At 60.7% G+C, this 13973-nt stretch carries 12 protein-coding genes and 1 riboswitch; of the genes, 8 read left to right on the forward strand and 4 right to left on the reverse strand.

Annotated features, from left to right (window positions below; all coding sequences use genetic code 11):
* Nucleotides 1-41 precede the first annotated feature (41 nt).
* Together BN3659_RS03015 and BN3659_RS03020 are read right to left on the reverse strand one after the other, a co-directional pair.
* A complete protein-coding gene (locus BN3659_RS03015) occupies nucleotides 42-767 on the reverse strand; it encodes a DUF5131 family protein (RefSeq protein ID WP_091534480.1) in 726 nt (241 codons plus the stop codon).
* A gap of 6 nt (nucleotides 768-773) precedes the next feature.
* Entirely contained in the window at nucleotides 774-1226 is a 453-nt protein-coding gene (locus BN3659_RS03020; protein ID WP_091534482.1) for a GNAT family N-acetyltransferase, read from the reverse strand.
* 77 nt (nucleotides 1227-1303) lie between these two features.
* Between BN3659_RS03020 and BN3659_RS03025 the strand changes: the two genes are divergently transcribed.
* Complete coding sequence (locus BN3659_RS03025) at nucleotides 1304-1981, forward strand: DUF421 domain-containing protein (protein ID WP_091534483.1); 678 nt, start codon at nucleotides 1304-1306, stop codon at nucleotides 1979-1981.
* Here BN3659_RS03025 and BN3659_RS03030 read toward each other — a convergent pair.
* On the reverse strand, nucleotides 1978-2442 hold the full coding sequence (locus tag BN3659_RS03030) for a YqaA family protein (protein WP_091534484.1): 465 nt from the start codon (nucleotides 2440-2442) through the stop codon (nucleotides 1978-1980). The two genes, BN3659_RS03025 and BN3659_RS03030, sit on opposite strands and share 4 nt — an antisense overlap.
* Nucleotides 2443-2519: 77 nt before the next feature.
* Nucleotides 2520-3416 carry a helix-turn-helix domain-containing protein gene (locus tag BN3659_RS03035; protein ID WP_091534485.1) on the reverse strand — a complete coding sequence of 299 codons (897 nt, stop codon included), beginning with the start codon at nucleotides 3414-3416 and terminating at the stop codon, nucleotides 2520-2522.
* A 252-nt stretch (nucleotides 3417-3668) separates the two neighbouring features.
* Here BN3659_RS03035 and BN3659_RS03040 point away from each other — a divergent pair, with 252 nt between their 5' ends.
* The 7 genes from BN3659_RS03040 (at nucleotide 3669) to BN3659_RS03070 (ending at nucleotide 13964) form a co-directional block, all read left to right on the forward strand.
* Entirely contained in the window at nucleotides 3669-4742 is a 1074-nt protein-coding gene (locus BN3659_RS03040) for an MBL fold metallo-hydrolase (protein ID WP_224757849.1), read from the forward strand.
* Between the two features lie 462 nt (nucleotides 4743-5204).
* Nucleotides 5205-5408, forward strand: a riboswitch (cobalamin riboswitch).
* A gap of 120 nt (nucleotides 5409-5528) precedes the next feature.
* Nucleotides 5529-5732, forward strand: coding sequence for a hypothetical protein (locus BN3659_RS13045; protein WP_091534487.1), 204 nt, complete (start codon nucleotides 5529-5531; stop codon nucleotides 5730-5732).
* Nucleotides 5733-6689, forward strand: a complete 957-nt coding sequence (locus BN3659_RS03050) for a DUF4465 domain-containing protein (RefSeq protein WP_091534488.1) — start codon at nucleotides 5733-5735, stop codon at nucleotides 6687-6689.
* Between the two features lie 58 nt (nucleotides 6690-6747).
* Nucleotides 6748-8538, forward strand: a complete 1791-nt coding sequence (locus BN3659_RS03055; RefSeq protein ID WP_171847685.1) for a PKD-like domain-containing protein — start codon at nucleotides 6748-6750, stop codon at nucleotides 8536-8538.
* A 12-nt stretch (nucleotides 8539-8550) separates the two neighbouring features.
* On the forward strand, nucleotides 8551-10743 hold the full coding sequence (locus tag BN3659_RS03060) for a hypothetical protein (RefSeq protein ID WP_141682471.1): 2193 nt from the start codon (nucleotides 8551-8553) through the stop codon (nucleotides 10741-10743).
* A gap of 58 nt (nucleotides 10744-10801) precedes the next feature.
* On the forward strand, nucleotides 10802-11869 hold the full coding sequence (locus BN3659_RS03065; RefSeq protein ID WP_091534546.1) for a YncE family protein: 1068 nt from the start codon (nucleotides 10802-10804) through the stop codon (nucleotides 11867-11869).
* Nucleotides 11870-11882: 13 nt separating this feature from the next.
* Complete coding sequence (locus tag BN3659_RS03070; RefSeq protein ID WP_091534490.1) at nucleotides 11883-13964, forward strand: TonB-dependent receptor; 2082 nt, start codon at nucleotides 11883-11885, stop codon at nucleotides 13962-13964.
* Nucleotides 13965-13973: the final 9 nt, after the last annotated feature.

Here is a 13973-nt window from a genome sequence, read left to right on the forward strand (position 1 = left end):
GTCGGAGGGAGCGGCTGCGCCGCTTTCCGCGGAGCGGGGTGTCAGTGCTGCGGTCTGAAGTCGATGCCGGCACGGTGGGCCTGCGCATGTTGGAGCGCCCGGGGAATGCGGTAGAGCCGGCCGTCTTTTCGGAGTCGGGCGCCCGTCTGGTGAAAAGTGAAGGGGATGTTCCGTTCGGTGCATTGGCGGCGAATATCGAGAATCCAGTCGTAGTCGCATATGCGGGCGTCGGCACCCGATTCGCCGCCTACGGAGACCTCTTCGAATGCGGGATCGAGTTGTGCGGCAAGGTCGATCGGACCGAGCAGGGGCGCACAGATCACGAGCTTATGACGAATGGGTGCGGCGCGGAAGATCGGAAGCCTGCGGTCGGCCGTCTCCTGCATCTCGACCGTGCAGCCGACGGCGACGTTCTCATACCCGTCGCCCCAATCGTCCGGGAGACACTCTGCGAGTCGGTCGATGCGTTTGGTGATGAAGAAGAACCGCAGGTCGCTGCGCAGCCGCATCATCGCCCATGCTTGGGCGCGCCACGGATCCGCCTCCTCGACCAGAAAGTCGGAGGTGAAACAGGTGTAGACCCGCTCGCCTGCAGGTACCCTGAACCGTCCGTCGCGGCTGCGGCGGACCGGGAGGTCGAAAGCTGCGGTGCGCCGGATTCGGGAGCTGTCCCTGTCGTGGGCGGCGTCCTGCCGGTAGACGTAGCAATGACGGCACCCTTCGCTGATCTTGCGGCATCCGTGCCACGGGTTCCACGAGACGGACATGATCCTTCAGTCGAGTTCCATGCGCAGCCGGATCATGTCGCGGCATTCGACCCCGTGTTCGACGACGGGTTTCGGGTAGTACTTGCGGAAATAGTCGCGTTCGACGCCGCAGCGGACGAATCCGCAGCGCTCGTAAAGGGCGAGAGGCCCCGAGCTCGTGTCGCCCGTGCCGATTTCGAGGATGCGGAAGCCGGCCTTGCGGGCCGTGGCGACGGCGTGGGCGAGCAGCGCCGTGCCGATGCCGCGGCGCCGGTATGCAGAAGCGACGGCGAGGTTGACGATTTCGGCCGTGAACGGGCGGGTGTGCAGCAGGACGTATTCGCCCACGAGGCGGCCGTCCGAACGGGCCACGTAACAGGTGCCGCGTCCCGCGTAGTCGTCCACCGAGGCGGGCGACTCGTCGGCCGACAGCAGCAGTTCGCGCGGAGGATGGTCCGTGGGGGTTATTTCGAGTTCCATGATGTCGCAGTGATTTGCGGTGTAAAGATAGCCGATTTTGCAGGATTTTTGCCCCGTGCGTTCGAAAAATTTGCGGTATGTATTGGCATATGGCCCTCAAGCTCGTCGTCGGAATGCTGGGCGTGCTCTTTTTCCTGCGTCTGTCGGGCAAGACGCAGATGGCTCAGCTTACGCCGCTCGACTCGGTGAACGCATTCGTGCTGGGCGCTCTGGTGGGCGGCGTGATCTATACGGCCGAGGTTTCGGTGTGGCAGCTCATCTTCTCGCTGGCGGTCTGGACCGTGGTGAATCTGTCGATCCGCTGTCTGCTGCACTTCCGACGGCTCCGGCGGTTCATTAAGGGCGATACGACGATGATCGTGCGCCGCGGAGCGCTCAACCTCCGCGAATTCCGCCGCAACGGTCTCGAAATGGAACAATTCCGGACGATGCTGCGCGAAAACGGCATCTTCTCGATGTTCGACGTGGGAGACGCGCGTTTCGAAACGAACGGCCGTCTGACGGTCTCCCGACCCGGGAAGAGCTCCGAATCCTATCTTTTCGTCAACGACGGGACGGTGATGGAAGGGGCGCTCGCCGCGGCGGACAAGGACGAGCGGTGGCTGCTGCGCAATCTGAAAAAGCTCGGGTACCCCGATCCGGGGCGGTTGTTCTGCGTGGAGTGGACGCCCGGGCGCGGGTTCTATGTCTCGTCTTTCGACGAACGGTCGCACGAAAGCGGCAAGACGCTCGGGCAGGACGGGGCTTCGAATTAGGCGAAGGCCGCGGCGGCCCATGCGTAGGAGAGCCACAGCACGAAGTAGCGGGCGAATTTCCCCGCACACATGGCCCCGGCGGTCAGCGCGAGGTTGGCCCGCATGAGCCCCAGTACGATGGCGATCGCCTCGCCCAGAGCGGGCAGAAAGGCGAAAAAGGCCATCAGCGCGCCCCGCCCGCCGAGAAACCGTTTGGCCTTTTCCAGTTTCGCTTCGCCCACGCCCAGTTTCTCGATCCACTCCGTCTTGCCCATGCGGCCGATCCAGTAGCAGCTCATGCCCCCGAGGGTGTTGCCCGCGGTGGCGGCCGCGAGACAGCCCGCCGGATCGAGGCCCGTGCCGAGCAGTACCACGAAGACCGCCTCGGAGCCCAGCGGCAGGATGCTGCCCGCGGCGAAAGCCGCGAGAAACAGTCCCCAGTAGCCCCAATCGAGGAAGAATTGCGCGAGCGCTTCGGTCATCCCTTGTATTTCTTCGTATTTCTTTCGTGTGCAGGAGGCGCCGGACGTTCGTCGTTCGCGGCTGCTGCAGGAGGCGGTCAGCTTTGCGTTCTGTATTCGAGCGGCGTGCGGCCCACGATCTTCTTGAACATGCGGCTGAAATGCTGCGGGTATTGGAATCCGAGTTCGTAGGCGATTTCGCTGACGGACATCTGAGTGCCGTAGATCCGTTCCTTGGCCAGTCCGATCACGTAGGATTGGATGTGCTCCTGTGCGGTGCGGCCGGTCTCCCTCTTGATGAGATCGCCGAAATAGTTGGCCGAGAGAAAGAGCCGGTCGGCGAAGTAGCGGACCGTCGGCAGCCCCTCCCGGCGGGGCGCGCCGCTGCGGAAGTAGTCGTCGAGCAGTTGCTCGAACCGCGCGAGTGCATCGCAGTTGACGTGGTGGCGCGTGATGAACTGCCGTTCGTAGAAGCGCATGCAGTAGTCGAGCAGCAGACCGATGTTCGATACGATCAGTTGGCGGGTGTGCTTGTCGATGGCGTGGTGGAGTTCGGCGTCGATGTTGCGCAGGCATTCGGCGACGGTCCGTTTCTCCTGCTCGGAGAGGTGGAGCGCTTCGTTGACCTCGTAGGAGAAGAAGGTGTAATCCTTGATCGTGCGGCCGAGCTCGGTGCCGCGGAGCAGGTCGGGGTGGAACAGCAGCGCCCAACCCTTGGGTTGGAAGGTCTGGCCGTTGTCCTCGATGCCGATCACCTGTCCGGGGGCCAGAAAGACGAGCGTACCCTCCTGATAGTCGTAGTAGTTGCGTCCGTAGCGGATCTCGCCGCATTTGACCTCCTTGAGAAAAACGGCGTAGTAGCCCACGCTGTGCCGCGCATGGCGTCGGGGGCTGCATTTCGAGAAGTCGATCACGCTGACCAGCGGATGCAGCGTCTCGACGCCCATCATTTCGTTGTACTGGCAGATCGTGTCCACCTTGAGAATTCCATCCATCGAGAGCCGGTTTTTTCCGGCGGTAAAGATACGTTTTTTTTCTTTTCCCCTATCTTTGCGGAGTGCGGTAATCGGGGTAGGAAGTTCCGTAATTCGTATACGGCCCGCCGCCGGCCGTCGCAGCTTTGTCTCGTGGAGGGAACGGAGACGGCACGGAAATCTCGAAAAACATCTGATTTTTTCCGTCCGTCTTCCGCCTCGGCAGAGCCCGGACGAGTTCGGCCCTGCACTCGGCTTAATGAAATGATTCGTATGATCGCAGCACTCATCGGGGCGGCCGTACTTCTCGGCATCGCCGCCGCCGTTTTTCTCAGCCGGCCGGCTTTCGGGCGGCTGCCCCGCGGAGCACGTCTCGCGCGGATCGAACGCTCGCCCAACTATCGGGACGGCAGCTTCCGCAACCGGCTCCCGACGCCGCTCTTCACTTCGGAGCGCGGCCGCCTCGGCACGATGCTGGCGATGCTCCTCGGCAAACCGCCGCGCGTGCGGCCCGACGGACCGCTGCCTGTCGTGAAGAGCGACCTTCGGGGGCTGGATCCCGCGCAGGATCTCGTGGTGTGGTTCGGCCACTCGTCTTACCTTTTGCAGGCGGGCGGACGGCGCATCCTCGTCGATCCGGTTTTCTGCTGCGCGGCGCCCGTCTCTTTCGTCAACCGTCCTTTTGCGGGGACCGATGCGTGGACGCCCGACGACATGCCTGCGGTCGACTGCCTCCTCATCACGCACGACCATTGGGACCATCTCGACTACCGGACCGTGATGCGGCTGAAGGGTCGCACGGCCCGTGTGGTCTGTCCGCTGGGCGTGGGGGAACATTTCGAATACTGGGGATTCGATCCGGCGCGCATCGTGGAGCTCGACTGGGACGAGTCGGCCCTCCTCGAAGCGGGGCTGACGATCCATTGTCTGCCTTCGCGCCATTTCTCGGGCCGCGGGCCGGTTCCGAACCGCACCCTCTGGGCCTCGTATCTGCTGGAGACACCGGCCGGAAAGATCTATGTCGGCGGCGACGGCGGCTATGACGGCCGCTTCGCCCGGATCGGCACCCGTTTCGGCGGCGTGGATCTGGCCGTACTCGAAAACGGACAGTACGACGAGGCGTGGAGATACATCCACATGATGCCCCGCTACCTGCTGCGTGCCGCGCGCGAACTCGGTGCCGCGCGCGTGTTGACCGTCCACCACTCGAAATATGCGCTGGCCCGCCATCCGTGGGACGAGCCGCTCGAAAATGCACGCCGCGCCGCGCAGTCGGGCGTGGCGGAGGTGATCGTCCCGGCGATCGGCGAGCTCGTGCCGCTGCGGGATTCGGCGCTGCGGCCGTGAAGCGCGGGGAGGGCCGCTGACCGAACGGACGGATCCGCAGCTTCCGGCTGCTCGACGGGCGATTCCTGCCGGCTGGGGAAGCCGGCCGTACGGCGGCGGAGGGTCGTCCGCATCTTTTTCCGTCGCCCCCCCCCTACATTGCATTTGCGAACGCGGCGGCCTCGGAATCGTGATCCGAAGTCGCATGTCTCCGCGGAGCGTCCGGCCGTGCACGCCCCTCCTTGTGGCCTGCGGCACTCTTGGCGGAAAACGGCGCGGGCCTGTCTGCGGCGGAATACCCCGAGGCGGGCGGGATGCGGGGGGCTTCCGACCGCGACGCCGGACGCTTCAGCCAACCGCTTTTGCTGCCGTGCGGTGCGGGCGTGCAGCGGCTGCGATGGCACAAAAAGACATAAAATGCCGTTTTCGAGCCTTGTAGTCCAAAAAATAATGAAAAACAGGATAGCGGATGAAAAAAAGTAATATCTTTGTCGCGTTATAGGTTCCGAGGCCGCATCGCCGGCCGGGATTAAAAGGGAAACCGGTGAAAATCCGGTACAGTGCTCGCTGCTGTAAGTCCCCTTCTTCGTAAGAAACGGTTCATCGCACTCTTTGCCACTGGCTCGAAGCCGGGAAGGCGCGGTGAGCGGGACGAGTCAGAAGACCTGCCTTGACGATCGTGGAATTTGTACCTGCGGGACACGGGTGCGAATCGTAACGTACGGTATCCGAATACCCGTTCAGTCGATTCCGCTCATCATTCCCGGAGTAAGCAAATTCGAAACAAAAAGAATTCGGGGTCGGATTATGATTGGTCGGAAACGCATGACATTCATGCCGTCGGGCGGCAGGGCAGATAGGATGGGCGGTTCGCAGGCGCTCGTCGAGTCGTCGTCGCTTGTCGTAAATCTCGATCTGCGGCAGGCGCTCTTTCCGCACCCAAAGACTGAAACCGAACGGGTTTCGTTCGGTCGGGTAATTACTTTTCGTTCAACCAATACGTTTATCTAAATGAAAAAAACTTTCCGTTATCTGGCCTTGGCTGTCATGGCGACAGCGGCCGCAGTTCTCACCGCTTGCAACGCGGATTCCGAATGGGCGCAACCGCTCGATTCGGCGACGCCCGAAACGCGCGGCGACGTACAGCCGAACGGCTCGGTGGTCATCACGTTCGAGGATGCCGGAGACTATCTGGCCGGCCCTACGTCGTACGGCGACAATCTTTATTCGGCCTACGAAGGGGGCGAACAGTACACGATGTGGATGGATGTGGACGCATATGCGATCTTCTCGATCAACGAAAATTACGGTACGACGGAGTTCTGGAACGGAGGCATCGCCGTTTCCGACTGGTGCATCCGCCGCAATGTGGACGGCAACACGAAGGACTGGTGGTATTCCTACCTGAACCAATGCAGCGTCTACAACGTTTCCGTCGGCGCGGATGCGCGCCGGGGCGGTGCGGGTTATGGCGGGTCCGACAATTTCGCCGTCGTTTACGGCTACGTAGACGAGTACAATGCGGCCTACATGAGCTATCCCGAGATTTCGTTCGAAGCTCCGGGTACGGTCTCCGACCTTTGGATCTGCAATACGGCCTACACCTACGGTGTGATTATGAACGGCAATCATTGGGACGACGGCGAGGACGACGGCTGGACGGGAACCGCCCGTCCGTTGAAGGAGGTCGTGGACGAGCAGGGCCGGAAAGGCTATCTGCGTGTGGATGCCTACGGTTTCTACGGCGATGAGCCTACGAACGGAGGCGAACCCGTTTCGATCTATCTGGCCGACTACAATGCTTCGGCGGCCGGAAACGTCCTCGACACATGGACGGAGTGGAACCTTTCCGCTCTGGGGACGGTCAGCAAAATCAGGTTCAATATCGTGGGGAACGATTCGGGCGAATACGGCCTCAATACGCCGGCTTATTTCTGCTTGGACAATATTCGTTTTACGTTCGAATAACCGTTGTTTGTGCCGGAGAAAATCGGGTTTTCTCCGGCACGTCTTAATTCTCTTCGGAATGAAAAAAATACGTCTCGTTTTCTTTTCTGCGCTGCTGCTGGCGTCGTCCTGCAACAAAGACGACGTAATCGTGGACGACGGTCCGCAGCCGCCCGTGATAACGCTGGATAGCGACACGGGCATCTATACGGTGAAAGTCGGCCGTGAACTGACGATCGCTCCGACGGTGGAGCATGCGGACGACGCGATCGTTACGTGGACGCTCGACAATAAGATCGTAAGCCGGCAGATCGTCTATACGGCGACGTGGAACGAAGTCGGCGAATATTATCCGGTGCTGAGCGTGCAGACCGAGGCCGGCAAGGCCGAGGAAGAACTGAAGGTCGAGGTGCTGGAACGGACGCCGCCCGTCGTCTCGATCGCCGTCCCGCAGCAGGGGCTCAAGGTCGTGGCGAATACCGATTATACGATTGCCCCGACCTTCAAATACGACGATCTGGAGGAGTTTGCGATCGAATGGGTGCGCGACGGCAAGGTCGTGAGCACCGAACGGAGCTATACGTTCCGTGAAGAGGCGCTCGGAACGTATCCCGTTACCATCAACGCCTCGAACATCGACGGGTCCACGACCCGCGAACTGGAGATCGAAGTGGTCGAAACGATGCCTTATGCCGTATCGTTCGGCACGCCGTCTTATTTCCAGAGTTCCACCGACCGTTACACGTTTGCCGGTCGTCCGGTGTATCTGACTCCGCTGCTGGAGTACTTCGACCGTCCGCAGTTCAGTTGGAGCGTGAACGGCGAGCCGGTCGGATGCACGGATGGAACCTATGTCTTCACTCCTCGGGAGAGCGGCGAATACGATGTCGCGGTTTGCGTTACGGAGGGCGGAGCCGCTCCGCAGTCTCTTTCGCGCGACATCGCCCGTGCGGCGACGAGCCTGACGGCGCGGGTCGTGGTGCATTGTGTCGCCGATTCGGAGACCGAGCGCTACCGCCCGGCGGGCAGCGGCAGTTCGAAATATCAGAACGAAGTCTACGAATGGACTCCCGCCCCGGGGCAGTTCATCGGCGAAACGAGCGCCATCGGCGGAATGACGGGGAACGAAACGACGCCCGAAGCGGCCAACGCATGGGCCGAACGGCGGCTGGCGGAGCGTAAGTTCGTGTCGCTCGGCGGCTTCGGCGGTTATATCGTCGTGGGGTTCGATCACAGCATCGCGAGGACGGAGAACGAGTACGATTTTGCCGTCGGAGGCAACGCATTCGCCAGTTCGAACGAGCCCGGCATCGTCTGGGTGATGCAGGATACGAACGGCGACGGCCTGCCGAACGACGAGTGGTACGAACTCCGGGGCAGCGAAAGCGGCAAAGAGGGAACGATCGGGAATTATGCCGTTACTTATTACAAACCTACTGCTCCGAAGATGAACGTCGAGTGGACGGATTCGGAAGGGGAGAGCGGTTGTATCGACTATTTGCAAGCCTATCACCGGCAGGATTACTACTATCCGGCGTGGATTCCCGCGGATGCCTATACGCTGCGCGGTACGCGTCTGCCCTCGAAAAACCGGATCGATCCGGTTACGGGGTATTGGTCCAACGATGCATACGACTGGGGATACGCCGACAACAAGGGGTCCGACAACCTGCCCGGAGGCGATGCCACGGACGGCAGCGGCCAGCGCAACGGATTCCGCATCGCCAACGCCGTTCAGCCCGACGGAACGCCCGTCGACTTGCAGTATATCGACTTCGTGAAGGTGCAAGTCGGGGTGAACGCGAAGAGCGGCTGGTTGGGCGAAATATCCACCGAAGTGTTTTTTTTCGAAGATTTATCCATTCAATAAACAATTCTGAAGATGAAACGATTTTTTACATGCTGGTTTTTTTTACCGTTGCTCGGCTTGTGTTTGGCGGCCTGCTCGGATGACAACGGAACGGAAGTTCCGGCGGATGCGGACGACAATTTCATCACCTCGTTCTGTTTGACGCTCGGCGGCGAAGAATACGCGGCGACGATCGACGGCAACGACATTACGGTAACGGTCCCCTATACGGTTTCGCTTCAGGGGGCTGTGGCGACGGTCGCCTACACGTCTTCCGCAACGATTCTGCCCGACCCGGCGACGGTCGACGAATGGGACGATGAGCAGATTTTCCGCGTAACCTCCTACAACGGCGAGGTGAACGAATATACGTACCGTGCCGTCAAGGAGGAGATCTCCTCCGAAGGCGACGTGGAGCTGAAAACGGCGGCCGACATCGCGGCCTTCGCCGAGGCGGGTACGTCGGTCGTGAAGGGCAATCTCACGATCGGCACGGACGACGGCGAGGAGATCGAGTCCGTCGAGGCGCTGACGAAGATCAAGCAGATCACCGGAAACCTCATACTGAAAAACAGCTTCAAAGCGACCGACCTGACCGGACTGGAGCACGTCGAGACGCTCGGCGGACTCGTCGTCGGATCGGTCGGGACTGCCTCGGAGGCGGAGCTGAATCTGGTAACGATGAATGCGCTCGCCGAAATCACGGGCGACGTCGTCATCCGCAACAATTCGCTCAAATGGATCGAGCTGGGAGCGCTGCAAAAGATCGGCGGCGACGTGGTCGTGGCATCGACGGCGCTGGAGAGCGTCGAACTCCCTGCGTTGACCGGGATCGGCGGCGACCTCGACTTGTGCGGCATCACCCAGATCGCATATGACGAATACGGTAACGTGAACATGGGCGGTGCGGTTGCGGAGCTGTCGTTTCCGCAGCTTGAGAAAGTCGGCGGCGTCGTCCGGATCAACTATTTCGCTGCGCTGACCGGAATCTCGCTGCCGGAGCTGTCGGCGGCCGGCGGGGTCGAGATCCCGACGCTGGGACACCTGTTCGAAACGATCGACCTTTCCGCACTGACCGTCGTCGACGAAAGTCTGAAAATCGGAAGCGTCCGCACCGCCGGCAAGTTCGCCAGCGATGCCGCGAACAATACGACGCTCAGGACTCTGGGCGATCTTTCGAAGTTGCAGTCGGTCGGCGATTCGCTCAAAATCGAGAACTTCAGCGGCATGACGGAGCTGCCGGCATTCTCCGCGTTGAAATCCGTGCGGGTCCTTTATATCGCTTATGCCGAAAGCGTCGAAAACGACCTCGATTTGTCCTCCGTGGTGTTCCCTGAAGACGGAGCGTTGATTATCAACAATAACTGTTCGATTCCGACGGTCGTCGGCAACGGAGCCATGGCCGGAGACATGATGCTGGAGACGAGCAATCTCGCGGGACCCTCCGTCAAAGGCTTCACGTCGGTCAGGAATCTGACCGTTACGGTGAACAACGGAGCCCAATACGATAAATCGGCGACCATTGCCTACGACTTCGAGCGGATCGAGGGAAATGTGGAGATCAATTATCGCGTTCCGATGAATGCAAAGGGACAGAATACGATAGCCTTTCCGAATCTGACGCAGGTCGGCGGAGCTTTCGTCATGCCGCAGCAGGCGACGATGCGATTCAAGAAGCTCTCCTGCCCCAAGCTGCAAACGATCGGCGGGCAGTTTTGCATCACCTCACCCGCCGAGGAGTACGATTTCCCCGAGTTGACGACCGTCGGTTGCGCGGACAACGCGGAACTGCTGAAGGTCGAGCGGACTTCGCAAAAGGTTCCGACATACGGAATGATGGACATCACGCTCTACTCGGTCGCATCGGTTTTCGAAATGCCCAAATTGGCGCGTGTGGGAGGTCTGAACGGATTGTATCTGGATTGCTCGAACACCAAAGCGACGACGATCTCGTGTCCGGCCTTGACCGAGGTGGATGAAAAAATCTGGATCTTCGGAAGCACCTCTTCGCTTAAAAATGCGAAGATCACGTCGATAGCTATGCCGAAGCTGGAGAAGGCGAAGGCCGTGTCCATCGAGCGTTTCTCCAAGTTCAGCGATTTTTCTTCGTTCGTCGCCGTCGTGCAGAACGGCAGCGTTACGGCGGAGAACTGGACGGTAACGGACTGTACGGCCTATGCGCCGACCTATGAACAGATGAAGGCGGGACAGGCGCGTCCCGAATGATGGATCGCGGGCGATGAGGCGACTGCTTTTCGAAGCGGTCGCCCGTCCCTTTTTGTATATGAAGCGGACTTTACGACATATTCTGACGCTCGCTGCGTGTCTGGCCGCCTTCGCGGGCTGCATGAAGTGGGACTACGGTACGACGGAGGATTTCCAAGCCTCGGAGCGGGGCCTGTTCATCACCAACGAGGGAAATTTCCAGTACGGAAATGCGTCGCTCTCCTGTTACGATCCGGAGACGAAGCACGTGGAGAACGAGGTTTTTTTCCGCGCCAACGGCTTCAAGCTGGGCGACGTGGCGCAGTCGATGACCATTCGCAACGGCGTGGGCTGGATCGTGGTGAACAATTCGCACGTCATCTTCGCCATCGACGTCGACACCTTCAAGGAGGTCGGGCGCATCACGAATTTCACTTCGCCGCGGTACATCCATTTCCTGTCGGACGAGAAGGCTTATGTAACGCAGCTCTGGGACAACCGCATTTTCATCGTCAATCCCGAGCGGTACGAGATAACGGGCTACATCGAATGTCCGGGGATGACGATGGAATCGGGCTCCACGGAGCAGATGGTGCAGTACGGGAAGTATGTCTACGTGAACTGCTGGTCGTACCAGAACCGCATCCTGAAGATCGACTCCGAAACCGACGAAGTGGTCGGCGAACTGACGGTCGGCATTCAGCCCACGTCGCTCGTGATGGACAAGAACAACAAGATGTGGACGATCACCGACGGCGGTTACGAAGGCAGCCCCTACGGCTACGAGGCTCCGTCGCTCTACCGCATCGACGCCGAGAAGTTCGAGATCGAGAAGCAGTTCCGGTTCGAGCTGGGCGACTGGCCCTCGGAGGTGCAGCTCAACGGGACGCGCGACACGCTCTACTGGATCAACGACGATATTTGGCGGATGCAGGTGGAGGCGGAGCGCGTGCCGGTGCGTCCCTTCATCGAGTACCGCGACACGAAATACTACGGACTGACGGTCGATCCGCGCAACGGAGACGTCTACGTGGCCGACGCCATCGACTACCAGCAGCAGGGCGTCGTCTATCGCTATACGGCCCGGGGCGAGCTGGCCGATCGGTTCTTCGTCGGAATCATCCCCGGCGCATTCTGTTGGAAATAACGGAGAGAAGCGTATGAGAAAGACCATCCGGATTATCGCAATTCTACTGTTCCCGACGGCGCTGTATGCCCAGAACGACGGCCTGCGGCCCGAAGTCCGGGAGACCGGCGGCCGTCCCGAGAAACAGATCTCCATCCGCGAGGTTCCGATCTGGGGCCGGCGTCCGATGAAGGAGATCGGCATCGAGCGGACGACCCTCGACTCGGCGGTCCTCAAGGAGAACATCGCCCTGTCGATCGCCGACGTGCTGACGTTCAACTCCCCGCTATTCGTCAAGCAGTACGGCCGTGCGACGCTTTCGACGGTCTCGTTCCGCGGCACGGGGCCGTCGCATACGCAGGTTACGTGGAACGGCATGCGCATCAACAACCCGATGCTCGGCATGACCGACTTCTCGATGATTCCGTCGTACTTCATCGACGACGCCTCGCTGCTGCACGGGACCTCGTCGGTGAACGAAGCGGGCGGGGCGCTCGGCGGCGTGGTGAAACTCTCGACCGTGCCCGCCGCGGCCGACGGTTTCGGCCTTCAGTACGTTCAGGGAATCGGCATGTACCGCACCTTCGACGAGTTTCTGCGCCTCACGTGGGGCGATGCGCACTGGCAGGTCTCGACCCGTGCCGTCTATCAGTCTTCGAAGAACGACTACAAGTACCGCAACCGCGACAAGAAGGAGAACATCTACGACGACGACATGCATATCGTCGGTTCGTACTATCCGGTGGAGCGGAACCGCAGCGGTGCGTTCGACGACGTGCACGTGTTGCAGGAGGTCTACTACAACACCGGCCGCGGCGACCGCTTCGGACTGAATGCGTGGTATATCCGTTCGGACCGCGAACTGCCGCTGCTGACGACCGACTATGCCGACGACACCCAGTTCGAAAACCGCCAGCGCGAGCGTACGCTCCGCAGCGTCTTCACTTGGGATCACCTGCGCCGCAACTGGAAGGTGGGCGCACGGGCCGGATACATCCATACGTGGATGGCCTACGACTACCGGCGCGATCCGGGCAACGGCGTGATGACCCCGATGACCCGTTCGCGCAGCCGGATCGACACCTTCTACGGGCAGGCGGCGGGAGAATACGCCGTCGGAAACGAGTGGCTCTTCACGGCCGATCTGGCGCTGCACCAGCACTTCGTCGAGAGTGCCGACAAGAACATCATCCTGCAACAGGGCGACAAGGCGATCGTGGGATACGATCAGGGCCGCGTCGAGATCGATGCCTCCGTGTCGGCCAGATGGCGCCCGGCGGAGCGGCTCGGCATGTCGGTCGTCCTGCGCGAACAGCTCTACGGAACGGAATGGGCCACGGTGCCGGCTTTTTTCGCGGACTATCTGTTGTCGGAGCGCGGCAATGTCGTGGCGAAAGCCTCCGTGTCGCGCAATTTCCGCTTCCCGACGCTCAACGACCTCTACTTCCTGCCGGGCGGGAATCCCGATCTGAAGAACGAAACCGGCGTGCAGTACGAAGCCGGCCTGTCGTTCGCCACGGGCAAAGAGGGGAGCTGGTCGCTCTCGGGTTCGGCTTCGTGGTACGAGCAGCGCATCGACGACTGGATTTTGTGGCTGCCGACCACCAAAGGATTCTTCTCGCCCGTGAACATCAAGAAGGTGCACGCTTACGGCGTGGAGGTGCGGGCCGATCTGGCGGTCATGCTCGCACGGGAGCTGAAACTTGATCTGGACGGAACCTTCTCGTGGTCGCCGTCGGTCAACGTGGGCGAGCCGATGTCGCCGGCCGACCAGTCCGTAGGCAAACAGCTGCCCTACGAACCCGAATTCTCGGCCACGGCCACCGGACGTCTCACGTGGCGTTCGTGGGGGCTGTTGTGGCAGTATTGCTATTACAGCGAACGCTACACCATGTCGAGCAACGACATCACCCTCACCGGACGGCTCACGCCCTACGTGATGAACAACCTCTCGCTCGAAAAGGGATTCGCGTTGCGCTGGGCCGATCTTTCGCTCAAGGCGACGATCAACAACCTCTTCAACGAGGAGTATCTCTCGGTCCTCTCGCGTCCCATGCCCCGTATGAACTGCGAATTTTTCCTGAGCATCAAACCCAAGTGGGGAAGAAACCGATAACGATTCCAT

The sequence above is a fragment of the Alistipes sp. CHKCI003 genome, assembly GCF_900021155.1.
GTDB lineage: Bacteria > Bacteroidota > Bacteroidia > Bacteroidales > Rikenellaceae > Alistipes > Alistipes excrementavium.

Excerpts from the sequence above, each read along its gene's own strand:
- BN3659_RS03035 (WP_091534485.1), bottom strand. The coding sequence starts at position 3,416 with ATGGATGGAATTCTCAAGGTGGACACGATCTGCCAGTACAACGAAATG.
- BN3659_RS03025 (WP_091534483.1), top strand. The coding sequence starts at position 1,304 with ATGTATTGGCATATGGCCCTCAAGCTCGTCGTCGGAATGCTGGGCGTG.
- BN3659_RS13045 (WP_091534487.1), top strand. The coding sequence starts at position 5,529 with ATGATTGGTCGGAAACGCATGACATTCATGCCGTCGGGCGGCAGGGCA.
- BN3659_RS03070 (WP_091534490.1), top strand. The coding sequence starts at position 11,883 with ATGAGAAAGACCATCCGGATTATCGCAATTCTACTGTTCCCGACGGCG.
- BN3659_RS03055 (WP_171847685.1), top strand. The coding sequence starts at position 6,748 with ATGAAAAAAATACGTCTCGTTTTCTTTTCTGCGCTGCTGCTGGCGTCG.
- BN3659_RS03020 (WP_091534482.1), bottom strand. The coding sequence starts at position 1,226 with ATGGAACTCGAAATAACCCCCACGGACCATCCTCCGCGCGAACTGCTG.
- BN3659_RS03030 (WP_091534484.1), bottom strand. The coding sequence starts at position 2,442 with ATGACCGAAGCGCTCGCGCAATTCTTCCTCGATTGGGGCTACTGGGGA.
- BN3659_RS03040 (WP_224757849.1), top strand. The coding sequence starts at position 3,669 with ATGATCGCAGCACTCATCGGGGCGGCCGTACTTCTCGGCATCGCCGCC.
- BN3659_RS03015 (WP_091534480.1), bottom strand. The coding sequence starts at position 767 with ATGTCCGTCTCGTGGAACCCGTGGCACGGATGCCGCAAGATCAGCGAA.
- BN3659_RS03050 (WP_091534488.1), top strand. The coding sequence starts at position 5,733 with ATGAAAAAAACTTTCCGTTATCTGGCCTTGGCTGTCATGGCGACAGCG.
- BN3659_RS03065 (WP_091534546.1), top strand. The coding sequence starts at position 10,802 with ATGAAGCGGACTTTACGACATATTCTGACGCTCGCTGCGTGTCTGGCC.
- BN3659_RS03060 (WP_141682471.1), top strand. The coding sequence starts at position 8,551 with ATGAAACGATTTTTTACATGCTGGTTTTTTTTACCGTTGCTCGGCTTG.